At 68.3% G+C, this 24,638-nt stretch carries 22 protein-coding genes and 2 tRNA genes; 13 read left to right on the forward strand and 11 right to left on the reverse strand.

The window, feature by feature from the left end:
• Nucleotides 1-75: 75 nt before the first annotated feature.
• The 5 genes from H8F26_RS01535 to H8F26_RS01555 all read left to right on the forward strand — a co-directional run bounded on the left by H8F26_RS01535 (nt 76) and on the right by H8F26_RS01555 (nt 6,872).
• Nucleotides 76-507, forward strand: coding sequence for a photosystem I reaction center subunit II PsaD (locus H8F26_RS01535; protein WP_197156998.1), 432 nt, complete (start codon nt 76-78; stop codon nt 505-507).
• Nucleotides 508-575: 68 nt separating this feature from the next.
• A complete protein-coding gene (locus tag H8F26_RS01540) occupies nt 576-2,192 on the forward strand; it encodes an anthranilate synthase component I family protein (RefSeq protein WP_197157000.1) in 1,617 nt (538 codons plus the stop codon).
• A complete protein-coding gene (gshA, locus tag H8F26_RS01545; RefSeq protein WP_197157002.1) occupies nt 2,189-3,346 on the forward strand; it encodes a glutamate--cysteine ligase in 1,158 nt (385 codons plus the stop codon). Before H8F26_RS01540 ends, gshA begins: the two co-directional genes overlap by 4 nt.
• On the forward strand, nt 3,343-6,381 hold the full coding sequence (gene ppc / locus H8F26_RS01550; RefSeq protein ID WP_197157004.1) for a phosphoenolpyruvate carboxylase: 3,039 nt from the start codon (nt 3,343-3,345) through the stop codon (nt 6,379-6,381). Before gshA ends, ppc begins: the two co-directional genes overlap by 4 nt.
• A gap of 2 nt (nt 6,382-6,383) precedes the next feature.
• Nucleotides 6,384-6,872 carry an N-acetyltransferase gene (locus tag H8F26_RS01555; protein ID WP_231598257.1) on the forward strand — a complete coding sequence of 163 codons (489 nt, stop codon included), beginning with the start codon at nt 6,384-6,386 and terminating at the stop codon, nt 6,870-6,872.
• Between the two features lie 124 nt (nt 6,873-6,996).
• On the opposite strand, the gene H8F26_RS01560 is transcribed toward H8F26_RS01555, so the two are convergent.
• Nucleotides 6,997-7,070, reverse strand: a tRNA-Arg gene (locus tag H8F26_RS01560).
• A 191-nt stretch (nt 7,071-7,261) separates the two neighbouring features.
• Between H8F26_RS01560 and recF the strand changes: the two genes are divergently transcribed.
• Nucleotides 7,262-8,407 (forward strand): DNA replication/repair protein RecF, encoded by a 1,146-nt coding sequence (gene recF, locus H8F26_RS01565; RefSeq protein ID WP_231605683.1) that lies wholly within the window; start codon nt 7,262-7,264, stop codon nt 8,405-8,407.
• An 86-nt stretch (nt 8,408-8,493) separates the two neighbouring features.
• Entirely contained in the window at nt 8,494-8,985 is a 492-nt protein-coding gene (speD, locus tag H8F26_RS01570) for an adenosylmethionine decarboxylase (protein ID WP_197157006.1), read from the forward strand.
• A 215-nt stretch (nt 8,986-9,200) separates the two neighbouring features.
• Here the strand turns inward: speD and larE are convergent, their stop codons facing one another.
• Nucleotides 9,201-10,082 carry an ATP-dependent sacrificial sulfur transferase LarE gene (gene larE, locus H8F26_RS01575; RefSeq protein ID WP_197157008.1) on the reverse strand — a complete coding sequence of 294 codons (882 nt, stop codon included), beginning with the start codon at nt 10,080-10,082 and terminating at the stop codon, nt 9,201-9,203.
• A 64-nt stretch (nt 10,083-10,146) separates the two neighbouring features.
• Here larE and H8F26_RS01580 point away from each other — a divergent pair, with 64 nt between their 5' ends.
• Nucleotides 10,147-11,337: a cob(I)yrinic acid a,c-diamide adenosyltransferase gene (locus H8F26_RS01580; protein WP_197157009.1), complete on the forward strand. Its 1,191-nt coding sequence runs from the start codon at nt 10,147-10,149 to the stop codon at nt 11,335-11,337.
• Here the strand turns inward: H8F26_RS01580 and H8F26_RS01585 are convergent.
• The 3 genes from H8F26_RS01585 to H8F26_RS01595 are packed head-to-tail and all read right to left on the reverse strand — an operon-like array spanning nt 11,331 to nt 13,836.
• On the reverse strand, nt 11,331-12,101 hold the full coding sequence (locus H8F26_RS01585) for a potassium channel family protein (RefSeq protein WP_197157011.1): 771 nt from the start codon (nt 12,099-12,101) through the stop codon (nt 11,331-11,333). The genes H8F26_RS01580 and H8F26_RS01585 overlap by 7 nt on opposite strands.
• 53 nt (nt 12,102-12,154) lie before the next feature.
• Entirely contained in the window at nt 12,155-13,327 is a 1,173-nt protein-coding gene (gene moeB / locus H8F26_RS01590; RefSeq protein WP_197157013.1) for a molybdopterin-synthase adenylyltransferase MoeB, read from the reverse strand.
• Between the two features lie 17 nt (nt 13,328-13,344).
• Nucleotides 13,345-13,836 carry a M67 family metallopeptidase gene (locus H8F26_RS01595; protein WP_231605399.1) on the reverse strand — a complete coding sequence of 164 codons (492 nt, stop codon included), beginning with the start codon at nt 13,834-13,836 and terminating at the stop codon, nt 13,345-13,347.
• A 46-nt stretch (nt 13,837-13,882) separates the two neighbouring features.
• On the opposite strand from H8F26_RS01595, the gene H8F26_RS01600 reads away from it, so the two are divergent.
• Nucleotides 13,883-14,299, forward strand: a complete 417-nt coding sequence (locus H8F26_RS01600; RefSeq protein WP_197157016.1) for a CAAD domain-containing protein — start codon at nt 13,883-13,885, stop codon at nt 14,297-14,299.
• A 48-nt stretch (nt 14,300-14,347) separates the two neighbouring features.
• Here H8F26_RS01600 and H8F26_RS01605 read toward each other — a convergent pair whose 3' ends face one another.
• Entirely contained in the window at nt 14,348-15,292 is a 945-nt protein-coding gene (locus tag H8F26_RS01605) for a fructosamine kinase family protein (RefSeq protein ID WP_197157018.1), read from the reverse strand.
• Nucleotides 15,293-15,331: 39 nt separating this feature from the next.
• On the opposite strand from H8F26_RS01605, the gene crtD reads away from it, so the two are divergent.
• Complete coding sequence (gene crtD, locus H8F26_RS01610; protein ID WP_197157020.1) at nt 15,332-16,876, forward strand: C-3',4' desaturase CrtD; 1,545 nt, start codon at nt 15,332-15,334, stop codon at nt 16,874-16,876.
• Between the two features lie 10 nt (nt 16,877-16,886).
• On the opposite strand, the gene H8F26_RS01615 is transcribed toward crtD, so the two are convergent.
• On the reverse strand, nt 16,887-17,843 hold the full coding sequence (locus H8F26_RS01615) for a prephenate/arogenate dehydrogenase (protein ID WP_197157022.1): 957 nt from the start codon (nt 17,841-17,843) through the stop codon (nt 16,887-16,889).
• Between the two features lie 42 nt (nt 17,844-17,885).
• Between H8F26_RS01615 and H8F26_RS01620 the strand changes: the two genes are divergently transcribed.
• From H8F26_RS01620 to H8F26_RS01630, 3 genes are all read left to right on the forward strand, one after another.
• Nucleotides 17,886-19,358 carry a helicase gene (locus H8F26_RS01620; protein ID WP_197157024.1) on the forward strand — a complete coding sequence of 491 codons (1,473 nt, stop codon included), beginning with the start codon at nt 17,886-17,888 and terminating at the stop codon, nt 19,356-19,358.
• Nucleotides 19,359-19,387: 29 nt separating this feature from the next.
• A complete protein-coding gene (locus tag H8F26_RS01625) occupies nt 19,388-19,633 on the forward strand; it encodes a DUF2839 domain-containing protein (protein ID WP_197157026.1) in 246 nt (81 codons plus the stop codon).
• 145 nt (nt 19,634-19,778) lie between these two features.
• Complete coding sequence (locus tag H8F26_RS01630; protein ID WP_197157028.1) at nt 19,779-20,177, forward strand: DUF1815 family protein; 399 nt, start codon at nt 19,779-19,781, stop codon at nt 20,175-20,177.
• A 53-nt stretch (nt 20,178-20,230) separates the two neighbouring features.
• Here H8F26_RS01630 and recA read toward each other — a convergent pair whose 3' ends face one another.
• The 4 genes from recA to H8F26_RS01650 form a co-directional block, all read right to left on the reverse strand.
• Nucleotides 20,231-21,481 carry a recombinase RecA gene (gene recA, locus H8F26_RS01635; protein ID WP_231605400.1) on the reverse strand — a complete coding sequence of 417 codons (1,251 nt, stop codon included), beginning with the start codon at nt 21,479-21,481 and terminating at the stop codon, nt 20,231-20,233.
• A gap of 395 nt (nt 21,482-21,876) precedes the next feature.
• On the reverse strand, nt 21,877-22,596 hold the full coding sequence (locus H8F26_RS01640; protein WP_197158903.1) for an HAD family hydrolase: 720 nt from the start codon (nt 22,594-22,596) through the stop codon (nt 21,877-21,879).
• A gap of 81 nt (nt 22,597-22,677) precedes the next feature.
• Nucleotides 22,678-22,749: transfer RNA gene (locus tag H8F26_RS01645), tRNA-Gln, on the reverse strand.
• A gap of 151 nt (nt 22,750-22,900) precedes the next feature.
• Nucleotides 22,901-24,628 (reverse strand): AAA family ATPase, encoded by a 1,728-nt coding sequence (locus H8F26_RS01650; protein ID WP_231605402.1) that lies wholly within the window; start codon nt 24,626-24,628, stop codon nt 22,901-22,903.
• Nucleotides 24,629-24,638: the final 10 nt, after the last annotated feature.

The following is a 24,638-nucleotide window of genomic DNA, read 5'->3' on the forward strand; positions in this document are numbered from 1 at the left end:
GGTGGCGGAACCTCGAAAATCACGGTGCTAGTTTCCGCCTGAAACGGTCTGCCGACTCCCCATCCAGGAACAGCTATGACAGCAACGGCGCTGAGCGGTCAACTCCCGAAGTACATCGGCAGCACCGGCGGCCTCCTGAACTCCGCCGAGACCGAAGAGAAATACGCGATCACCTGGACCAGCAGCAAGGCCCAGGCCTTTGAGCTGCCCACCGGTGGTGCAGCTGAGATGAACGAAGGCGAAAACGTGATGTACTTCGCCCGCAAGGAGCAGTGCCTGGCCCTGGGCACCCAACTGCGCACCAAGTTCAAGCCTAGAATCGAGGATTACAAGATCTACCGCATCTTTCCAGGCGGTGACACCGAATATCTGCACCCCAAAGATGGTGTCTTCCCCGAGAAGGTGAATGAGGGGCGCTCGATGGTGGGTCACACCCCCCGTCGCATCGGCGACAACCCCAATCCCTCGGCTCTCAAGTTCAGCGGTAAGAACACCTTCGACGCCTGAGCCGTACTGGCCAAGACCTATAACAGCGGGGCTAGGCGCCCCGTTTTTTTTGCCCGCCTGCCGCTGCAATGGTCCCTTCCGAGCGCCCCAGCCAGCGCACCACCGGTCTCGACGGGGATGTCCTGGACGGAGGGTGGTTCGATGAGGCCTTCCACGCCCAGGCGGCGGCAGGCCTCAGCTTCCTGCCGCTGTGGAAACGCTGGCCCGCCGACCTGGAGACGCCCCTCACCACCTGGCTGAAGGTGGGCCAGGCCAGCCACCATGGGGTGCTGCTGGAGTCGGTCGAAGGGGGCGAACGCCTGGGGCGCTGGAGCTTTGTGGTGAGCGATCCGCTCTGGACGCTGACGGTGCGCGGCGAAGAGGGGGAGCGCTGCTGGCGCGACGGTCGGCGCGAAAGCCTGCACGGCAATCCCTTCACGCAGCTGCGCCAGGCCCTGGAGCCGGTCTGCCCGGCACCGGTGCCGGGCCTGCCGCCGGTGGGGCAACTGTTCGGCTTCTGGGGCTATGAGCTGATCCATTGGATCGAGCCCACCGTCCCGATCCATCCCACCGACCCCCTGGGGCCACCGGATGGCTGCTGGATGCTGGCCGACAGCCTGCTGGTGTTCGACCAGGTGAAACGCCAGATCACGGCGGTGTCCTACGCCGATCTCAGCGGTGGCGCCGATCCGGCCCAGGCCTGGCAGGAGGCGTTCGCACGGATCGAAGCCCTGGAGGCCCGCATGCAGGCTCCCCTGCCCTCCGGCCTGACGACCCTGGCCTGGAACGATCGCGCCGAACTGGCCGAGCCACCCAGCAGCAACCGCAGCCAGGCCGACTTCGAGGATGCCGTGCGTCAGGCCCGCGCCCACATCGCCGCCGGCGACGTCTTTCAGCTGGTGCTGAGCCAACGCCTCGAAAGCCACGTCATGCGGGACCCGTTTGACCTCTACCGCAGCCTGCGGATGGTCAACCCCTCGCCGTACATGGCCTTCTTCAACTTCGGCGGCTGGTACCTGATCGGTTCCAGTCCAGAAGTGATGGTGAAGGCGGAACCTGCCAGCGATGGCAGTGGCGCCATCAAGGCCTCCCTGCGGCCGATCGCCGGCACCCGTCACCGCGGTGACAATGACACCGAGGACAGGGCCCTGGAGGCTGAGCTGCTGGCCGATCCGAAGGAGCGGGCCGAGCACGTGATGCTGGTGGACCTGGGCCGCAATGATCTGGGCCGGGTCTGCAGGCCAGGCACGGTCAAGGTCACCGATCTGATGGTGATCGAGCGCTATTCCCACGTGATGCACATCGTCAGCCAGGTGGAGGGTCTGCTGACGGCGGATCGGGACGTCTGGGATCTGCTGATGGCCTCCTTTCCGGCTGGCACCGTCAGCGGTGCCCCCAAGATCCGGGCCATGCAGCTGATCCATGCGCTGGAACCCAACGCCCGCGGGCCCTACTCGGGGGTGTATGGCGCGGTGGATCTGGCAGGGGCCCTGAACACGGCCATCACAATCCGAACGATGGTGGTGCTTCCCGCCGCCGACGGCGGCTGGCGGGTACAGGTGCAGGCCGGCGCCGGACTGGTCGCCGATTCCCAGCCCACCGCCGAATACCAGGAAACCCTCAACAAGGCGCGCGGCATGCTCAAGGCCCTGGCCTGTGTGCAGACTCCAGCGCGGCACCCGTTCGGTGATGGGGTCCGGGCATGAGCCGCCCTCTGCTGCCGAAGGGATTTGAAGTGGAACTGTTCACCGGCCGGGCCGACGGCACGGTGGTGGGCTGCTCCGCCGAAGTGGCTCGCCGGTTCCCCGATTTCGTGACCGAGCCGGATCGTCGCAACCTTGAGTACACCACCCCGCCGGAGGCCAGTTACCAGCGCCAGCTGGAGCTGTTGCTGGAACCGCGGCAACGGCTGCGGCCCTGGCTGACGGAGCGGCAGCTCACCCTGCTGCCGGGCAGCACCCTGAGCCTGGGGGACAGCCGTCATTTCGAGCGGTCGGATCCGGACAACCCCTATCACGGGTACATCGAGTCCACGTACGGCACCTTGGTGGTCACCGCCAGCGTGCACATCAACCTGGGCCTCAGCGACATGCCGGCCCTGTTCGCCGGGCTGCGGCTGCTGCGCTGTGAGGCAGCCCTGCTGCTGGCCCTGAGCGCCAGCTCCCCGTTTCTCGATGGCGCGGTGATGGGCGCCCACTCGCAACGCTGGCTGCAATTCCCGCTCACTCCTGCGCAGGTGCCGCTGTTTCGCGATCACGCCCACTATGTGGAGTGGATGGCGGAGCAGCTGGCAGCTGGATCGATGCAGAACGTGCGCCACCTCTGGACCTCGGTGCGGCCCAACGGGGACGCCAGGCCCCACCAGCTCAACCGGATCGAGATCCGCATCTGCGATCTGATCACCGATCCGCTGCTGCTGCTAGCGGTGACCGCCTTCGCCGAACTGCGCCTGCACCAGCTGCTGGCAGACCCGGCAGCCCACGATCCCCTGCGGGCCAGCCCTCTGGACGCCCAGGCCCTGGCCCAGCTGGCCGATGCCAATGATCAGTCCGCAGCCCGCTCCAGCCTGCTGGCCCCCCTGACCCACTGGCGCACGGGCCGCACGATCATGGCGGCCGACTGGATCCGCGAGAGCCTGGAGACGATGGCCCCGTTGGCGAACGACCTCGGGCTCACCAGCGTGCTGGCCCCGGTGCAGCGGGTGATCGACCAGGGCAATCAGGCGATGCGCTGGGTGGAGCGGCAGCGATCGGGCAGCACCATCGCAGAGATCATCGCCTGCGAGGCCCAGGTGATGGAACAGCAGGAGGTCCGGGGCGCGGAGCCCAACGAGACAGACAGCCCCCCCCCTTTGGGATGATCATGACCCGTTCCGCCATGCCGTTCATCCCGATGCGGGAGTCGCTTGCCACCAGCACCGAGCCCAAGCCTCTGGTGAGCCAGCTGCTCGGCGAACGACTGGAGCTGGTGGAGGACCTGTGGGAAACGGTGCTCCGCAGCGAATGTCCACCGGAGCAGGCAGATCGGCTGGTGCAGCTGAAACAGCTCAGTGCCACCGATCCTCTCGAAGGCGGCGCCACAATCCTGCCGAACGCCACCTCGACCGACGCGATCGTGCAGCTGATCCGCAGCATGGATCTCTCCGAGGCGATCGCGGCCGCGAGAGCCTTCTCGCTGTACTTCCAGCTGGTGAACATCCTCGAGCAGCACATCGAGGAAGACAGTTATCTCGAGAGCCTCAAGCTTCAGCCCGAACCGCCCAGCACCGATCCGTTTCTGCCGCCTCTGGCCAGCCAGACCGAACCGGCCACCTTCCGGGAGCTGTTCCAACGCCTGCGCAACCTCAACGTTCCGCCGGCCCAGATCGAGAACCTGCTGCGGGAGCTGGATATTCGCCTGGTGTTCACGGCCCACCCCACCGAGATCGTGCGCCACACCGTGCGCCATAAGCAGCGGAAGGTCGCGGCCTTGATCCAGCAACTGCAGCGCAGCAGCCTGGCCAACATCGAAGATGACCAGCGCATCCGCCTGCAGCTGGAAGAAGAGATCCGGCTGTGGTGGCGTACCGACGAACTGCACCAGTTCAAACCCTCGGTTCTCGATGAGGTGGATTACGCCCTGCATTACTTCCAGCAGGTGCTGTTCGATGCCATGCCCCAGCTGCGCCAGCGCCTGCGGACGGCCCTGAGCGGCAGCTACCCCGACGTGCTTTCGCCCCGCGATGCCTTCTGCAGCTTCGGCTCCTGGGTGGGCTCCGATCGGGACGGCAATCCTTCGGTGACACCGGAGATCACCTGGCGCACAGCCTGTTATCAGCGTCAGCTGATGCTGGAGCGCTATATCCACTCCGTGGGCAAGCTGCGCGATCAGCTGAGCATTTCGATGCAGTGGAGTCAGGTGAGCCCAGCCCTGCTGGAATCCCTGGAAATGGATCGGCTGCGTTTCCCGGAGATCTATGAGGAGCGGGCGGCACGCTACCGGCTGGAGCCCTACCGACTGAAGCTGAGCTACACGCTGGAGCGTCTCCAGCTCACCCGTCAGCGCAACCAGCAGCTGGTGGATGCCGGCTGGGAATCCCCCTGTGACGGCCACTCGGGCCTGCCGTCGGCCTTTATCGGTGATGGCAGCGGGGTCGGCAACCTCGCCTCCCCGCCGCCACCGGAACTGCACTACGGCTCGGTCGACGAATTCCGGGCTGACCTTGAACTGGTGCGCGACAGCCTCGAGAGCACCGGACTGGGTTGCGAAGCCCTGGAGAGCCTGCTCAGCCAGGTGCACATCTTCGCCTTCTGCCTGGCCAGCCTGGACATCCGCCAGGAGAGCACCCGTCACAGCGATGCGCTCGACGAGGTCAGCCGCTATCTGCAGCTGCCCGTGCCCTACGGCGAGATGGATGAGGAGCAGCGGGTGAGCTGGCTGCTGACCGAACTCAAGACCCGTCGGCCGCTGGTGTCTCCGGCGGTGCGCTGGAGCGATGCCACCCACGAGACTCTGGCGGTCTTCCGGATGCTGCAGCGCCTGCAGCAGGAATTCGGCGCCCGCATCTGTCGCACCTACGTGATCTCGATGAGCCACACGGTGTCGGATGTGCTGGAGGTGCTGCTGCTGGCCAAGGAAGCGGGCCTGGTGGATCCGCTGGCGCCCCACTCTTCGCTGCTGGTGGTGCCCCTGTTCGAAACGGTGGAAGACCTGCAGCGGGCTCCGGCGGTGATGGAGCGCCTGTTCTGCGAACCCTTCTACCGGGCCCTGATCGCCTCGGGGGAAGAGGGCGGCCCACCGCTTCAGGAAGTGATGCTGGGCTATTCCGACAGCAACAAGGATTCCGGTTTCCTGTCCAGCAACTGGGAAATCCACAAGGCCCAGATCGCCCTGGAAGAGCTGGCCAGCCAGCACGGGGTGGCGCTGCGCCTGTTCCACGGCCGCGGTGGATCGGTGGGTCGCGGTGGCGGACCGGCCTATCAGGCGATCCTGGCCCAGCCCAGTGGCACCTTGAAGGGCCGGATCAAGATCACCGAACAGGGGGAAGTGCTCGCCTCCAAGTACTCGCTGCCGGAGCTGGCCCTCTACAACCTCGAAACCATGACCACGGCTGTGCTGCAGAACAGCCTGGTCAGTGCACCGGTGGATGACACCCCCAGCTGGAATGAGCTGATGGCGCGGCTCGCCGCCCGCTCCCGCGATCACTACCGCGCCCTGGTTCACGACAACCCCGATCTGGTGGCCTTCTTCCAGCAGGTCACCCCGATCGAGGAAATCAGCAAGCTGCAGATCTCCAGCCGGCCGGCCCGGCGCAAGAGCGGCGCCAAGGACCTCTCCAGCCTGCGGGCCATTCCCTGGGTGTTCGGCTGGACCCAGAGCCGCTTCCTGCTGCCCAGCTGGTTCGGCGTGGGTGCAGCCCTGGAGGAGGAGTTGCACCGGGATCCCGGCCAACTGGAACTGCTGCGGCTGCTGCACCAGCGCTGGCCGTTCTTCCGCATGCTGATCTCCAAGGTGGAGATGACCCTCTCCAAGGTGGACATCGATCTCGCCCACCACTACGTGCAGGCCCTGGGGCGGGAGGAAAACCGCGACGCCTTCGAGCGCATCTTCCAGACGATCGCCGCCGAGTTTCAGCGCACCCGTGACCTGGTGCTGCGCATCGCCGGGCAGGAGCGCCTGCTCGACAGTGATCCGGCCCTGCAGCTGTCGGTGGATCTGCGCAATCGCACGATCGTGCCGCTCGGATACCTGCAGGTGGCCCTGCTGCGGCGCCTGCGGGATCAGAATCGTCAACCACCGATGAGCGAAGCCACGGCCGCCGGCCAGGACGGGCGGACCTACAGCCGCAGCGAGCTGCTGCGCGGCGCCCTGCTCACGATCAACGGCATTGCCGCCGGCATGCGCAACACCGGTTGACCGTGCTGGACTCCCTGTTGATTCCGTTCCGCAGTCAACCCGCCGCACCCCGGCTTCGGGAGGGCTACCGCCTGCTGCAGGATCCGATCCCCTCGCCGGAAGAACTGAATCGGTTGATGGGCGCCTGCGGCGAGCAGCCCCGGGCCAGCCAACGCTGGCTGCAGGCGATCGAACGCAGCGCCTGGCACCTGGCTGTGCGCGGACCCGATGGACGGTTGGTGGGATTCGTGCGCTCCACCAGTGATCAGGCCCTCAATGCCAATCTCTGGGATCTGCTGGCCGATCCCCAGGACCCCGACCCGACCGAGATCCTGGCGGCGCTGCTGCATGGGGCCCTGACGCGCCTGCGGCGGGAACTGGGCGGCTGCAGCGTGTCCCTGTCCGCCCCTCCTGAGGCGATCCTGCCGCTGGAAGCGCTGGGGTTTCTGGTCGATCCCGGCGGGATCCGCGCCATGGGCCTGTCGCTGGGCTCTCCCGGGGGAAACCGCTGAGTTGAAGGCCAGAGGCGCGACAGGCCGTATTCGCTGCAGGGCGGAATCGGACCAACGGGGCGGGCATGCCATGAAAAAGCCCTGCCGTTCAGATCGGCAGGGCTGAGATCGTCAAGGCTGACCACGAGCATGGAGGGACTCGAACCCCCGACCCTCAGAACCGGAATCTGATGCTCTATCCAACTGAGCTACATGCCCCTGCGGTGAGGCGCCTGCGTCGAGCCGAAGCTGACGGCCGGACCCGAACCGACCCTGAAACAGCGATGTCCGGAGAAGGGGTCCTGCGGATGTGCTGCTCAAGGCAGACCTCGAGGTGTCAAAGCCCCGCTGCCGGCAGGGCTACCTTAACCGCACGCCGCACCTGAGCCATCCGGCTGCATCGCCTGGAGCTGCGCCAGTTCCGCAACATCGAGCACCTCCGGCTGGAGCTACACGAGCCGCGCCTGCTGGTGGTGGGGCCCAACGGCGAAGGCAAGTCGAACCTGCTGGAGGCGGTGGAGCTGCTCTGCAGCCTTCGCTCCCACCGCACCGGCAGCGACCGCGACCTGATCCGCCACGGTCACAGCCTCAGCCAGCTGCAGGCGATGTGCTCCGACGGCGACCAGTTGCAGCTGGAGCTGAGGCAGCGGGGGGGACGGATCGCCAGTCGCAACGGCAAGGTGCTCGAGCGGCAGCTGGACCTGCCAGGGCGGCTGCGCTGCGTCACCTTCAGCGCCCTCGACCTCGACCTGGTGCGGGGGGAGCCCGCCCTGCGGCGCCAGTGGCTCGATCGGGTGGTGCTTCAGCTTGAGCCCGTCTACGGCGACCTGCTCAGCCGTTACGGCCGCCTGCTGCGGCAGCGCAGCCAGCTGTTGCGCCGCGGCGGCCCCGTAAGCCAGCGGGAGGACCTGCTGGATGCCTTCGATCTGCAGATGGCGGCGATCGGCACTCGGCTGCACCGGCGGCGCTGGCGGGCCCTGCGGCGGCTCGAACCCCTGGCGGCGGCCTGGCAGGAGCGCCTCAGCGGCGGCCGGGACCAGCTGCGGCTCGAGTACCGAAGCGGCACGCTGCTGGAGGGGGAGGACGCCGAGGCACCCTGGCGGGAGGCGATGGTGGCCCAGCTGCTGCTGCAGCGCAGCGAGGAGCTGCGGCTGGGCCAATGCCTGGTGGGTCCGCAGCGGGATGAAATCGCCCTGCTGCTGGGGGAGCAACCGGCGCGGCGCTACGGCTCAGCCGGCCAGCAACGCACCCTGGTGCTGGCCCTGAAACTGGCGGAACTGGCCCTGGTGGAAGAGGTGGTGGGCGCCCCCCCCCTGCTGCTGCTCGACGATGTGCTGGCCGAGCTCGATCCGCAGCGCCAGCGCCTGCTGCTGGAGGCGGTGGGGGAGGGCCACCAGTGCCTCGTCAGCGCCACCCATGTCGACGGCTTTGGCGAGGGCTGGCGGCAGGCCGCCCAGCTGGTGCGCCTGCGCGGCGGCAGCCTCGGGCCTGAACCGAAGGCGTTGACGGCGGACAAGCGGGACGCGGACTCGCTGGGGGCGGAATCCAGGCCCTGATCGGCGCGTCAGAGGCTGGATTGCGCCACTTCCTGCACCAGCCAACGACTTTGGGGCGTATGGTGGTCCCTGTTTGTCTGGATTCAATGAACCAGAGCCTGCCCTGCCTCCACCCCAACCCGGGATGGACTGGTGCTCACTCCACCACCCCCACCACCCTGCAGAGCGTGAGTGGGACCAGTACCACCGATACGGTGGGTAAACACTGCATCCTTGAGCTCTACGACTGCACGTCTGCCAAGCTCAACGACGAAGCCTTTCTCAGGACCGCCATCACCACAGCAGCGAAACGTGCTGGCGCCACCCTGCTCAATCTGATCACCCATCATTTCGATCCCCAGGGGGTCACCGGGCTTGCCCTGCTGGCCGAATCGCACATCTCGATTCACACCTGGCCCGAATCCGGGTACGCGGCCGTGGATGTGTTCACCTGCGGTGACCACACCATGCCCGAGCTGGCCTGTGCGGTGCTCTGTGAAGAACTGGAGGCCCGAACGCACAAGCTCACCAGCTTTCGACGCGAAACGCCGGAGTGCATCGCCGGGGCAGATCGGGATCCGATCCTGGCGGCCGCCTGACCCCTGCACACCACCGCTGACTCAGCGGTTGGATCTGGATCAGCGTTTGGATCTCCAGGCGCCAGCCCAGTTAGCGCGCCGCGAGCGCTTGAAGCACCCTGCTGGGTGCTTTTTTATGCTCCCCAAAACGCAACAGTCCTTGCTCATTGAGCCCTCAGGACCAACGCAGCCATCGCCACATGCTCAGGGGTGATCGCCAATCGCCAGCCCGGCCGTCAGGGGCAGCTGTTGACGTCGTGATCGAGTCCTCGGTTGAGCTTGCCGCTGACCAAGCCTTCCAGGTCCAGGCTCACCGCCGTGAAGCCCAGGCCCAGCAGAGCCTCCACCAGCTCCTGTCGGAAACCAGCGGAACTACCACCATCGGCCAGCCGCGCCAGCAGCTCCGGCAGTTGGGCGGCGGGCAGCTCGATCCGCGCCGTTTCGCCCTGGCTGCGTACCCGCAGATCCCGCAGCCCCCGCTGGCGTAACCAGTCCTCGGCCGCGGCCACCCGCTGCAACCGTGTGGTCGTGATCGGCTCGCCATAGGGAAACCGCGACGCCAGACAGGGCTGGGCCGGCTTGTCCCACCACGGGAACCCAAGCGCGCGGGAGATGCGACGCACCGCCTGCTTGTCGAGGCCGAGATCGGCCAGGGGAGAACCCACCCCGTGCTCACGGGCCGCGTCGATGCCGGGGCGGTGGTCGCCGAGATCGTCGAGGTTCACGCCATCGAGCACGGGCGCCCCGCCGGCAGCGGCGGCCAACGGCGCCAGCAGGCTGTGCAGCTCGCGTTTGCAGGCGTAGCAGCGCCGTTCCGGATTGCTGCTGTAGGCAGGATCGTTCAGCTCGGCGGTGGGAATCTCCCGGTGCCGCAGGCCCAGCCAGGCCGCCTGCAGCCGGGCCTCCTCGCGCAGATGGGGCGCCAGGGCCGGCGAGACACCGGTGATTGCCAGGGCGCCCTCGCCCAGTTGCTCTGCCGCGATCGCCGCCACCAGGGTGCTGTCCACACCACCGGAATACGCCACCACCACCGACTCGAATCCGGCCAGGTGCTGCCGCAGCCGTTCCAGGCCTCGCTCCAGAGGCTCCGGCAGATGCTCGATCCGGGGATGGGCCATGGCGGCAATCCTGGCAAGCGCTGGGGCGGTCCGTCGTTAGCATCGATCTGCCGCCGCTCCTGCGATGTCTCCCCCCGCCAGCAGCACCCAGACGCCGCAACGGGGCACCGGCCGCGGCATCGGCATCCGTACGGCGGCCGGCAGTGACGAACGCGCCCATGGCCAGCTGCACGTCTACGACGGCGATGGCAAAGGCAAGAGCCAGGCGGCCCTGGGCGTGGTGCTGCGCACGATCGGGCTGGGCATCTGTGAGCAGAAGCGCACCCGGGTGTTGCTGCTCCGTTTTCTCAAGGGTCCGGGTCGGGCCTACGACGAGGATTCCGCCATCGAGGCGCTCCAGCAGGGCTTTCCCCATCTGATCGACCAGGTGCGCACCGGCCGCGGCGAATTCTTCACTGCAGAGGAAGCGACCCGCTTCGATCGCCAGGAAGCCCAGCGGGGCTGGGACATCGCCAGAGGTGCGATCGCCAGCAACCTCTATTCGGTGGTGGTGCTGGACGAACTCAATCCGGTCCTGGACCTGGGCCTGCTCGACACCGACGAGGTGGTGCGGACCCTGTCGGCCAAACCGGCTGGCATGGAGGTGATCGCCACCGGGCGGGGAGCACCCGGCGCCCTGGTGCAGCTGGCTGACCTCCATTCCGAGATGCGCGCCCATCGCCGCCCCGATGACGCCGATGGGGAGCCGGGTCAGGCCCAGGGCCTCGAAGGCATCGAGATCTACACCGGGGAGGGCAAGGGCAAATCCACCAGTGCCCTGGGCAAAGCCCTGCAGGCGATCGGCCGGGGCATCAGCCAGGACAAGAGCCACCGGGTGCTGATCCTGCAGTGGCTCAAGGGGGGCAGCGGCTACACCGAAGACGCCGCGATCGCGGCGCTGCGCGAGAGCTATCCCCACCTGGTGGATCACCTTCGCTCCGGCCGTGACGCAATTGTCTGGCGGGGCCAGCAGCAGCCGATCGACTACGTGGAGGCCGAGCGGGCCTGGGAGATCGCCCGCGCCGCCATCGCCAGTGGGCTCTACAAAACCGTGATTCTCGACGAGATCAACCCCACGGTCGATCTGGAGTTGCTGCCGGTGGAGCCGATCGTGCAGACCCTGCTGCGCAAGCCCGCCGAAACCGAGGTGATCCTCACGGGTCGCTGCAAGAACCTGCCGGCCTACTTCGCCCTGGCCAGCGTCCACTCCGAGATGGTGTGCCACAAGCACTACGCCGAACGCGGTGTCGACCTCAAGCGCGGCGTGGATTACTGATCGTCCATCGGCAGCCGATCCGGCGGAGACGACGCCAGGGTCTTGTGCTCCTGCCAATGCTCCTCCAGCTCCGCCGCTTCGTGGGCGATGAAGCGCCCGAGCAGCAGGCCCACCAACAGGGATATGTAGAGGGTACTGCTCACACTCAGCAGGATGGCGAAGCGCTCACCCACTGGGTTACCGGGAAGCACATCGCCATAACCCAGACCGGCCACTGTCACGAAGCTGTAGTAAAGGAGCCTGTCCCTGAGGGCCTCATGGCTGCCCACGGCCCCCAGCAGAAAGGAACCCGGGTGCACCACCTCAATGGCGGTGGCCACCATGCCGCCGGTGAGGCCAAGATGCACATAACCGCCAGCAGCGCCGGCCAGCACGGACAGGTTCACCCTCGGCACCCGTGCCAGGAGCCTCACCAGCCGCACGGAGGTGGTGATGAAGAAAATCGCCACCAGGAGCAGAGTGGCCACCTGCAGGTGGCCTGATGGCCAGCCCCGAAACAGGGAAGGAACCCAGATGAGCAGCCCGGTGACGAGCCCGAGCCACTGGTAGAGCGCACCGATGCAACGTCCTCTGAACGTGGGCAGCAGCACCGGCAGTGTCCGAACCGACTGCAGAATCAGCAGATCGAAGACGATCGGCGCCACCAGGGGCTGCGGGAAGGGCCCCACCTCATTCGCCAGGGGCATCAGCAGCACCGGCATGATCGAGGCCGCCAGAAAGGCCGGAAACTGGCCCTCCAGGGCGATCAGCCGGCGCTGAGACACGGCGGGCCCATGATCATCGGTTGGGCCCGCGAAGCGGACCCGCAGCCACCGCCTCAGTAACGGGGCACCGATGGATCCACCTCCTGGCTCCAGGCGTCGATGCCGCCGGCCACGTTGGTGCCCTCAATCCCATGACGGCCCAGGGCAATCAGGGCCTTGGCACTGCGGCCGCCGAGTTTGCAGTGCACGTAGAGCTTCTTGCCCTGAGCCAGCCGGCGCACATCGTCAATCGCCTCGCCACTCTCAATCCGATCGAGCGGCACCAGCAGGGCACCAGGGATCACGGCAATGTCGGCCTCAGGGGGATTGCGCACATCGACCAGCAGGATGTCCTCCAGCTCGCCGTCGATGATCGTCTTGAGCTCGGCGACGGTGATGCTGGGCACACTGCCCGCCTCCTCCTGGCCGGGGGCGCTGCCACCCACGCCGCAGAACTCCTGGTAATCAATCAGTTCGTTGATCACCGGCCGCTCCGGGTTGGGCCGCAGCTTCAGCTCGCGGAACTTCATGCCCAATGCATCAAACAGCAGCAGGCGGCCGCTGAGGGTGGTGCCGATGCCGGTGATGATCTTCACCGCCTCGGTGGCCTGGATCACGCCGATGATGCCGGGCAGCACGCCCACCACGCCGCCCTCGGCGCAGGAGGGCACCATGCCCGGCGGCGGCGGCTCGGGAAACAGATCGCGGTAGTTGGGGCTTTCGGCATCGAGGTTGAACACCGTGGCCTGGCCTTCGAAGCGGAAGATCGAGCCGTAGACGTTGGGCTTGCCCAGCAGCACGCAGGCGTCGTTGACGAGATAGCGGGTGGGGAAGTTGTCGGTGCCGTCGCAGACGATGTCGTAGGGCTCAATGATCGCCAGAGCGTTCTCACTGGTCAGGGCGGTCTCGTAGAGATCCACCTGGCAGTGGGGGTTGATCTCGAGGATCCGGGCCTTGGCGGATTCGATCTTGGGCTTGCCCACCCAGCTGGTGCCGTGGATCACCTGCCGCTGGAGGTTGGAGTGATCCACCACGTCGAAATCGACGATGCCGATCCGGCCCACGCCCGCGGCGGCCAGATACAGCAGCAGCGGCGAACCGAGGCCGCCGGTGCCCACACACAGCACCGAGGAGGCCTTGAGACGCTTCTGGCCCTCCATGCCCACCTCCGGCAGGATCAGGTGGCGGGCGAAGCGGGCCACCTCGTCGGGGCTGAGCTGCACCCCGGTGGTGTCGGGAGGAAGCATCGGAGAAGCGCGACCGGTCAATCCACCATTGTCCACGCCAGCGGCAACGGCTGGGTGTCCTCCTCGGTCAGCCACCAGCAGCGCAGGGCCCAGCCCGTGCGGGGCAGGTCTGCACGGGTGCTGCCGCGAGGGTCGCCATCGCCGCCAGGCGGGCCCGCGATCACCAGCAGGGCAGGGGGAAAGGCGAGGCGCCGGTCGGTGGCCGAGGGCAGGGGCGCACTGGCGGGATGGCTGTGGGCCGCCCCCAGGACCGTCAGGGCACGGGCCCGTCCCCACTTCTGGGCCAGCAGCTGCTCCCGCGGATCGATCGCGAAGCGGCGGCCCCGCTCCCCCATCGGCTGCCACCCATTCAGACAGGGCCAGATCCGCTCCACCTGCCAATGGGCCTCCCGGCGGCAGCCCAGCAGCAGGGCACAGCCTTCGGCAGGGCTGGCGGCGGCCAGCAGGGCATCCAGGCAGGTCAGCCCCCGCCGACGGAAGCCGATCCGCGCTGGCCAAATGGAGCTCACACCGATACCTTGGCCCTCGATCGTTTCAAATTGTGCGGCTCCATTCATGAGCGATACCACCACCTTGAATGAGCCCGACCTGAAGGAAGCCGGCAGCGACGCAGGCGAGACCAGCACCTCGAGCAGCCCGTTCGGCTCCGGTGTGGGCGACGCCACCGTGAATTTCGCCGAGCGCTACGGCGACATCCTGACCAAGGTGAACACCACTCTCGACCAGGTGGACTGGTCCTTGATGGGTCGGATCGCCAAGGGCACCGGTGTGTTCCTGGCCGTGATCGTGGCGCAGATCCTGATCAAGGGGGTGCTGGACACCATCAATCTGCTGCCGGTGGTTCCCGGGCTTCTGGAGCTCCTTGGCCTTGTCGTGGTGGGCCAGTGGAGCTGGCAGAACCTCACCACCAGCGAGAAGCGCAACGCCGTTATCGCCCAGATCCAGGGCCTTCGCAAGGAATATCTGGGCTGAGCGGCCATCATGGGCTGGGTGGTTCGTGGGGCGGCCTGACATCAGGATTCAGCCCAGCCGCAGCAGGCCATCCAGGCTCGCCTGGGCCTGTTGCCGGTAGGAGCCCCCGAAAAGATTGGCGTGGTTGAGCAGGTGGTAGAGGTTGTAGAGCTCCACCCGCACCCGGTGCCCCGGGGAGAGGGGCCACCCGGCCTCGTAGCCGGCAAAGAAGGCCGGTGGGAAACCACCGAAGAGGTGGGCCATCGCCAGATCCACTTCCCGATCGCCGCGATACACGGCAGGATCGAAGATCGCGCCCCGACCGTCGTCGAGCAGGGCGGCATTGCCGCCCCACAGGTCGCCGTGCACCAGCACGGGCTCAGGCTGGTGCCCCTCCAGCCACTGGGGCAGACGCTCCAGCAGGGTGGTCGCCTGGCGCAGCGGCGCGCCGCCGCGTGCGACCCACTCCAGCTGGGGAAGCAGGCGACGGTCTCGGAAGAACTCCACCCAGCTGTCGCACCAGCCGTTGACCTGGGGGGCGGCCCCGATCCAGTTGTCCTGCGGCCAGCCGTAGCGGGCATCGACGCCATCCAGGCTGCGCCGGTGCAACAGAGCCAGGGAACGGCCCAGCTGCTGCCAACCCAGCTGGCGCCGTGCTGCAGCATCGCCACGCTGACTGGCTGAGCTGTTGGCGGTCGCCTGGCTGCCGCCCGACGGACAAAAGGGCAGCCAGTCGGTCACCAGCAGGGCAGCTTCTGCCGCCAACCCCACAAACAGAGGCTGGGGCACCGCCAGCTCAGGGGGTGCCGCGGCAGCCAGGGCGCCTAACCCATCGGCCTCGGCCTGCAGCAGCGGCAGATCGGCTGGCTTCAGGCTCTTGGCGAACAGGCTGTGGTGTGCGGAAAACCGCAGGCGCCAGGCGCGGCCCGTGCAGCCTCCGCCGACCGGCTCCACCGAGGCCGGCGCCTCACCGCAGTGATCCCGGGCCCAGAGACCCAGCTGGGACGGGAGCATGGCTCGCACCGGCCAAGGGAACGCTGCCAGCATGCCGGGATGACGGAGGCGCACGGCACGCAGTCGCAGGGCACGGGATCTGAGGGCACCGAGGCCCACGGCCCAGTGGCGGTGCTGGGGGCCGGAATCGCCGGCCTCACGGCGGCGGCCCTGCTGGCCCGTGCCGGCCTCAAGGTGGATCTGCTCGAGGCCCACCACCAGAGCGGCGGCTGCGCCGGCACCTTCCGGCGCGGCCCCTACGTGTTTGATGTGGGCGCCACCCAGGTGGCCGGCCTGGAGGCAGGTGGCATTCACGCGCGGCTGTTCGCCCATCTGCACCAGACCCCGCCGGCGGCCACACCGCTGGATCCGGCCTGCGTGGTGGATCTCCACGACAGCCAGCCGCCGGTGCAGATCTGGCGCGATCCGCTGCGCTGGCAAGCGGAACGGCAGAGCCAGTTCCCCGGCAGCGAACGGTTCTGGCAACTCTGCGCCTGGCTGCATCGCACCAACTGGGCCTTCGCGCTGCGGGATCCGGTGCTGCCACCGCGATCGCTCTGGGATCTGGGCCAGCTCTGCGGCGCCCTGCGGCCAGCCACCCTGATCAGTGCCCTGGCCACGGGCACCACGGTGGCCGATCTGCTGACCCTCTGCGGCTGCGGCCACGACCAGCGCCTGCGGCGCTACCTCGACCTGCAACTGAAGCTCTACTCCCAGGAACCAGCCGATCGCACCGCCGCCCTCTACGGCGCCACCGCCCTGGCCGTGGCGCAGGAGCCACAGGGGCTCTGGCACCTCGAGGGTTCGATGCAGGAGCTCAGCCGGGCGCTGGAGGACAGCCTGGCCCGCTGGGGCGGCCGCCTGCGACTGCGGCACCGGGCGCGTCAGCTGGAGCGCCGCGATGGCGGCTGGATCGTGCGGGGAGAGAAAGGCGGCAACACCCCCTTTGCCCTGGCCTGTGAGGCGGTGGTCTGCACCCTGCCCCCCCAGTGCCTGAGCGATCTGCTGGGCGAGGCGCTGCCAGCGGGCTACCGGCAGCGCCTGCAGCACCTGCACGACCCCTCCGGCGCCCTGGTGCTCTATGGGGCCGTGCCGCGCTCGGTGCTGCCGCCCCACACCCCCAGCCACCTCCAGCTCGACTGGCCATCTCCGGGCCCACTGTTCGTGTCGGTGAGCCAGGAGGGCGATGGACGGGCGCCCCAGGGGCAGGCCACCGTGATCGCCAGCGTGTTCACGCCGGCCCGCCCCTGGTTCGGCCTGGACGAGACCGAGTACCAGGCGCGCAAAGCCCAGGCCGGCACCGCCATGGCGGCCGGCCTGGAGCAGCTGCTCGGGATCGGATCGGCCGACTGGCTGCACCGGGAGCTGGCCACACCCCGCGGCTTCGCCGGCTGGACCGGACGGCCCTGGGGCTATGTGGGGGGGCTGGGCCAGCACCCCAGCCGCTTCGGGCCCTTCGGGCTGGCCAGCCGCACACCACTGCCGGGGTTCTGGCTCGGCGGCGATTCCATCCATCCCGGCGAGGGCACCGCCGGCGTGAGCCTCTCCTCGCTGATGCTCTGCCGCCAGCTGCTGGCGGAGCGCGGCGAGCCCCTGCGGATCTGAACCGAACGGGTCAGACGAACTGGGGGCGCAAGTCGCGGCAGTCGGTCAGCAGCTGCTGCAGCTCCGCCCAGTCTTCCTGGCGCACCAGCTGCTCGAGCTGATCAAGGCTGTGGCGGTAACCGGCCAGAGCCTGCAGCACCGCCTCCCGGTTGCCACGGGCCATCAGGGTGCCCAGCTCGGGGTTGCCGCCCCCCACCCGGGTGGTGTCGGCGAAGCCGCTGGAAGCCAGGGTCCGCACCAGGCTCGGCAGCGAACTCATGAACGAAGACTGGCTCTGGGATGACGGGCTCAATGCTGGCTGGCCCTCGCCAGCACTGCTCCGATCAGCGGTCTGGAGGAGTGCCGCACTCACCAGCACCGGCAGATGGGAGATCAGGGCCACCGCAGCGTCGTGGGCCCTGGCCTCGCAGCACACCCAGCGGGCTCCGAGGGTCGCAGCCAGGTCAGCCACCAGGGCGAGCGCCTCGGGGTCGGTGTCGTCAGCAGGGGTGACCACCCAGGGACGGGCAACGAACAGGTCGCACACACCGGCCTCCACGCCGGCCTCGGCGGTGCCGGCCATGGGATGGCTGGGCACGAAGCGGCGGGCCTGCCGCTCCCCGCCCAGCCGCCGCAACGCCGCCGACCACACCGGCAGCAACGGCCCCTTGACCGAGCCCACATCGGTCAGCACCGCCTCGGGGGGCAGAGCCTGCAGCAGGTCTGGCGGCGGCGCCAGCAGCTGATCCAGGGGCAGCGCCAGCACCACCAGATCGCAGCCTGCCAAGACCGAGGGATCGGTGCTCACCACCGAAGCCAACCCCCGGTCTCGGGCCCTGGTGGCGGTGGCCTCACGGCGCACCAGGGCCCGCACCTCGGCTCCGGCCGTCTGCAGGTCGAGGCCGAGCGATCCGCCGATCAACCCGAGACCCACCACACCCACCGGGCCATGGCGCCAGGCAGGCCGGGGCTCGGCGGGGTTGGTCATCGTCGCTGCAGCCGGGTCGGACCAGCTTCCTACGATTCGCCCATGCTGGAAGCCCTGGCCCATCAACAGCTGAAAGCCCTGCTGCGCCAGGAGGGAGCAGCCGAGTGGCCGCATCACCTCAGCCTCAGCCGGCTCGTGGCCCGCAGCCTGCGGCGAAGCGATCACACCTTGATCCGGCTCACCCCCGGCACCGGCCCCGACTGGTGGATCAGCCTGCTGGTGCCGCTGGCCCTCAGCGACGCCCCCCTGGCTCTGGTGCTGAGCCAGGATCTACGCCAGCGCCTCCTGCAGATGGAGTTGCCGAGGCTGCGGGCCGTGAACCTTGCCCTCCCCCTCTGGGAAGGGTCTGGCCCTTGCCCACCCCATCGGATCTGGCTGCTGGACCACGCCGAGCTGATGGAGGCCTGGCGGAATGGCCAGCTGGGGGAGCACCAGCTGGTGATCCCGGAAGCCGAAACCCTCGAGCCGAAGCTGCGTCGTTCGCTGGCGGTGCGGATCACTGCCGATGACTGGAACCGGTTGCTGCGCAGCCAGCCGGCGGCCGAAACCAGCCTGATGGCCCTGCACGACCGGTTGAGCCGCCGGGTTCTGGAACCGCCGCGTCAGCCCAGCGGCCTGGTGGCCATCGCTGCGGAAGAGGAAGCACCGCTGCGCCAGCTGCTCGCCCTGCTCGGCCCCCTGCCGCCCCCCTGGGACCAGTGGCTGGAGCAGGGGGGAGATGGCTGGAGCAGCTGGGCCGAGGTGGACATGCGGCTGTTGCAGTGGACCCTGCACCGCCAGCCCCTGGAGCCCCTGCATGCCCTGGCGGGCCTGCTCAGGGGCCGTGGAGCCGTGCTGCTGGGCCAGCTGGCCAGCCCGATTGCTGTCCGCCGGAGCACCCAGGCGCATGGCGCAGCCCCCGAGGCCGTCCTCGGCCTGACGCCCGAGGTGGTGGTCGACCTGGGGGATCCTCCCCTGGCCGATCCGCTGCCGCTGTTCGCACCCCTGCGCCAACCGCTGCCCAATAGCCCCGTCTTCGCCCAGCACCTGCTGGAGCAGAGTCGCCGGCTGGTGCTGGGGCAGGCTCGGCTGAGCGTGATCCTCTGCGACGACGAAGGCCTGCGGCTCAGCCTGGCCAGTGCGATGGCGGCGGAATTCGGCCGTCGGGTGGAACACGAATCCACCACTCCCGATGCGAATGGGATTCTCTGCGCCCGCTGGAGCTGGTGGCTGGAGCAGCAGGAGCGGCTGCCGCTACCGGGTCAGATCCTGGCGGCCACCTTGCCGATCGCCAGCCTGGAGGATCCCCTCACCGCCGCCCGGGTCGCCGCCCTGCGTCAGCAGGGCCTCGACTGGTTCCGGGAGCTGCTGCTGCCCGAGGCCGTGAACCGGCTGCAACGGTCCGTGGCAGGCCTGCGCCGCGGTGGCGGACGCCTGGCCGTGCTGGACGGACGCTTGCGCAGCCGCAGCTGGGGCGCCACGGTGCTGCGGGCCCTGGAACCCTGGGCGAGCCTGAGCCGCCTGCTGCCCAACTAGCGTTGCCAGCAGTTGCCACTGCTGCGCGGATGGGGGAAGCCAAGCGTCGTTCCACCCAGGGCCTGCCACCGCGGGGGCCCAAGCCATCCGCAGGCAGCGGCACGAGCCCGGAACGTGTCGCGCCGTGGCTGCCCTTGAGCAAGGACCAGGCCAACCGCTTCGTGGCGATCACCACCCGTGGGGCCTGGTTCGGTATCGGCGCGCTGGTGCTGTTCTGGGTCACGGTGCGCTTCATCGGCCCCGCCGCAGGCTGGTGGACCCTGTCGGACGGCTGACTCCTGCGCGGCAGAGGCGGAGCCCAGCAGGCAGGAGCCACCTGAGCGACAGCAGCGATTGCCAGCGGACGCTGATCAAAACCGACGGCGCCCGCGAAAAACTGAAGAAAACATTAGGATTGCGCCACCGACCCGCTGGCCCGTCATGTTCCCGCGTCTGGCTGAGCAATACCGGACCCTCGTCCGCGACCTGGTGATGAGCCTGCAGGCGCTAGCCCGCAGCCTCCAGGACCGGGGTTGTGTCGCCACCTGCTACGTGTGTGGCGATGGCAGGGATGGTCATGGAGCCTCGTTCGTGGCCGACCTGGGCGACAACCACACAGTGCGTTTTCTCGTGTCTGACTTCGGCATCACCTGGGTCGAATCCCGCGACGGGCACGAACTGGTGAAGCTGGAAGGTGCCGAAGCCATTCAGGAGCTGCAGCGTGTCACCCAGATCCTGCAGCAGCCTGAGCCCACTCCGATTCACTCCATTCTGAAGTCCGGCGGTCCTCGTCATCGCGGCTCGCGGGCCGCCAGCGAGCCGATCGAAACGGCCGCCTGAATCGCAACGGCTGAAGGTAAGGCTGGCCAGGTGGCCCCTGGCGCCCCGGCGCGTCAGCCGTCGGTGGCCGCAGGAGCTGTGCTGCGCGAGGAAGATCGGGTTCCAGCCGTGGCACCTGCAGGGGACCCGGCCGCCGCAGGAGCATTCAACTCAAGCGGTGCAGCGCCAAGATCCTCGACCAGGGCGCGGGCCGGATCATCGGACAGGTCAGCGCTCAGCTTGGCTGCCGCCGCCAGGGGCCGCAACGAGTTGGCCGTCACCTCCGATCCTTCCGTGAGTTTCTGGCGGGTGATCGCCTCGATCCGCTCCTTCTGCTCGGGGTTCTGCTCCAGCCAGATGATGGTGTTATCACGGCCCTGGCCGATGTTGTCGCCCTCGTAGCTGTACCAGGATCCCTTACGCGTCACCACCCCGATTTCCTCGGCCAGATCCAGCAGGCAACCGAGGGTGCTGATGCCCCGGCCGAACAGGATGTCGAACTCGGCGATGCGGAAGGGTGGAGCCACCTTGTTCTTGGCCACCTTCACCTTGGCGCGAATGCCGTATTCCTCGGTGCCGCGCTTGAGCGTCTGGATCCGGCGGATGTCGAGCCGCACCGAGGCGTAGAACTTCAGCGCATTCCCACCGGTGGTGGTTTCGGGATTGCCATAGGTGACACCGATCTTTTGCCGCAGCTGGTTGAGGAAGATCACCGTGCAGCCGGACTTGCCGATGTTGCCGGTGATCTTGCGCATCGCCTGACTCATCAGGCGGGCCTGGCTGCCCACCGCCAGATCGCCCATCTCTCCCTCAATTTCGGCCCGGGGCGTCAACGCCGCCACCGAATCGATCACGACGATGTCGACGGCGGCTGAGCGCACCAGCTGGTCGACGATCTCCAGGGCCATCTCACCGGTATCCGGCTGGGAGACCAGCAGGTTCTCGATATCCACTCCGAGGGCCGCGGCGTAGACCGGGTCGAGCGCGTGCTCGGCATCAACGAAGGCCGCAACGCCACCGCGGCGTTGCACCTCGGCGATGGCATGGAGCGTGAGGGTGGTCTTGCCGGAACTTTCAGGGCCATAGACCTCCACCACCCGGCCCTTGGGATAGCCGCCCCCCAGAGCCAGATCCAGGGTCAGGGCGCCGGTGGAGACGGTTTCCACCCGCATGCGGGAGGCGTCGCCCAGTCGCATGATCGAGCCCTTGCCGAAGTTGCGCTCGATCTGGTTCAGCACCAGGCCCAGCGCCTTGTCACGCTCGCTGGCGGAGCGGGCCTCGAGGCTGCGGGAGGCGGCGGACACGGCCTTGGAGTCAGGGGTCATGGAAAAAGCGGCGAGAACAGGCCGGTGCGATCGGAACGGAGACGGGGCGCCGCACAACGTGCGACAGAGAAGGCGGCAACGCCAGGAGCAGGGTCAGCGCCAGGGCAAGGCGAGCATCAGAGAGCGTGGCGGGTACACACAGTGACCCAGACAGACAGTCGCGGATCCAGAGACGATGACAGCGGCAGACGCCACGGCAGTGGCAGAAGCAACGCCAGGGGCAGTGCCAGAGCCAAGGGCAGTGGCAGAGCTAGAACGACAGAGTCGGCTCCAGACCATCAGTGCCACCTGAAACGGCCGGTGTATCACGGCCGATGCGTCAGCGACACCGCGATCGCTGCACCCACTGCACAACTCCAACCACTGCGCCAACACGCCCAAGCCCAGCCTCCAACCTAGTACGGGCGTACTGTAGCGAATCCGGGCCAGCGCGCCAGCGGTGCGGCGAAGGACTCCGGGGTCAGCAGGTCGATGCCCTGGGGCAGTGCGCAGGCGTCGTCGGGGCCGAGATAGCCCCAGCTCACCAACAGGCAGACCACCGCCTCAAGACCGGGCGTGGCTCGCACCTGTTCCAGGGTTGGACGCCGATCCTCCAGAAATCCGATCGAGGCCACCTCAGCCCTCAGGCGCAGCAGCACATCCGGCTTGCTGCCCTGTTCATGGCCGTAGACGGCGCAGGGTTCGAGAGCGGCAGCGGCCAGCAGCTCGGCGGCGAAGGCCCCGCCCTTGGTGGTGAGCACGGCCCAGTCAGCCCCCTCCAATGCCAGCCGGCGCAACCGCTCCGGCACCCCGGGGTAAAAACGATGCAGAGCCAGCCAGGCCTGCCGATCGTTGGCAATCGCCTCGCTGCGGACCTGTTCGAGCGCCTGCTGCAGTTGCGGCGCCCTCCAGCCCCGCCGCTCAAGGGTCGGCGGCAGAGACGCGGCATAGTCCTGAAGCAAGGCTGCCAGATCCAGGTCCGGACGGCCGAGCTCGGCGGCCACCAGCACCATCTCCCAGCCCTTGTGGATCAGAGGCCGCAGCTGCAGAAAGCCGGCAGGGGCCTGCTCAGGAAGACAGAGAGAAGGATCCAGCCGCAGGGCGGCCCGGCGGGATGACCACCAGTACTCGGCCATGCCATCCACCAGCACGCCGTCGAAATCGAAGACGAGTAACGGGGTCGGGGAAGGCGAAATCGCCACAACAGGCTGAAAAAACTGGGCCGCTAGGATTCGAACCTAGGAATGGCGGGACCAAAACCCGCTGCCTTACCACTTGGCGACGGCCCAAAGCGCTCGAGCGAGGCAGTTCGGGAGCAGGGGCTCCGGAGCGGCAATCGTCGGTCGGCTCCGGCCTTGAGCCGGTGCTCAGATAGTTACCCACAGCGCCCGGTCCTTCGTCAATCTCCCGGCAGCAGCACCCGGCCAGGCCGCACTCCGATCAAGCCGGGAACACCCGCAACCGCTGCTCCAGGCCGCGGCCGAACACAGCGCTGCGCAGGCGATAGCGACCCACCAGCTCGACCTGCATCTGCCGCACCGTCTCGCTGCGGGGCAACAGCTCCACGGGGCGGCCATGGGGAAGCACCACCTGCTCCACCGCCAGGCGGCATTCCTCCAGGGCCGCCAGGGCATCGTCGTGAGCGGCGCTGCCGTGCCCCAGCCTCGATCGTGGCCCTTGCACCTCACCGACCGGCGCGTGAAGCGGGCCGCGCCGGTGGCGCTCCAGCAGGCGCTCGACACCACGCTGCACCTGGGCGAGGGTGTCGGACTTGATCACCAGGATCGGCAGCCCCAGTCGCTGGGCCTCACGGCGTCCCTCCGGATCGCGGCCGAGCTGCTGACGCACGCTCAGCACCACATCGGCCTGCTCGGGGCCCTCCACCAGCTGCAGCGTCCAGCGGCGGCTGCGCTGCAATTGCTCCAGCAGGTGGCGGCTGATGCCGATCGGCAGCAGCCGCAACGGCGCCTGTACCCGCGCCACCGACTGCGGGTCGAGCTCCGATTCCGGGTCAGCAAACTCGTCGGGGTTCGGCGAGACGGCCGCAGAGCGACGATGCAGAACCGGTTGGCGGGGATCGGGCAGCGGCACCGGAGCAAGAGCCGCTGCCTTCGGACGATGGGGCGCCACGGGTCCCCGGGCTGGCGCGGGGGCTGACTCCTGCCAGTGCACCTGTCCATCACTGCCCAGCTCACGGATCTGGGGGCGGGCGCTCTGGCCCCGCAGCATCAGATCCACCGTGCCGGCCACATCCCGGTGGATCAGCCAGCGGCTGCGGCTGTGCATCTCCACCGCCAGGGGGAAGGTGGGCTCCGCCGCCCGCTCCAGCACCGTCTTCTGGCTGCGGCGGCGGCGGGCCTCCTCGTCGCCGAGCGTCACCGACTGGATTCCCCCCACCAGGTCGGAAAGGGTGGGGTTCTTGATCAGGTTGGCCAGGGCGTTGCCGTGGGCGGTGGCCACGAGCATCACACCCCGCTCGGCGATGGTGCGGGCGGCCTGGGCCTCGAGTTCGGTGCCGATCTCATCGATCACGATGACCTCCGGCATGTGGTTTTCCACCGCCTCGATCATCACCTGGTGCTGCAGTTCCGGCCGGGCCACCTGCATGCGCCGCGCCCGACCGATGGCGGGATGGGGGATGTCGCCGTCACCGGCGATCTCGTTACTGGTGTCGATCACCACCACCCGCTTGGCCAGCTCATCGGCCAGCACCCGGGCAATCTCCCGCAGGGCGGTGGTCTTGCCCACGCCGGGCCGGCCCATCAACAGCAACGACTCTCCAGAATCGAGCAGATCCCGCACCATCGCCACGGTGCCGAAGACGGCGCGGCCCACCCGGCAGGTGAGCCCCACCACATCGCCACTGCGGTTGCGGATAGCGCTGATGCGGTGCAGGGTGCGCTCGATGCCGGCCCGGTTGTCGCCACCGAAGGGGCCGAGCTTGTCCAGCACGGCCGCCAGATCGCCGCGGCTGATCGCCCGGCTGCCCAGGTCCAGCGCCCGGCCGGGATAGCGGGCCTCAGGCACCCGACCCAGATCGAGCACCACTTCCAGGAGCTGCTCATGGCCCTCGATCGCCAGCAGGGATTCCTGGACCACCGGCGGCAGCACCTCCAGCAACCGGTCAAGATCGTCGGTGGTGCGCCGGAGCAGGGTCGGATCGGCCACTTGGGCAGGG

The organism is Synechococcus sp. CBW1006 (assembly GCF_015840525.1).
In the GTDB taxonomy this organism is placed as follows: domain Bacteria; phylum Cyanobacteriota; class Cyanobacteriia; order PCC-6307; family Cyanobiaceae; genus CBW1002.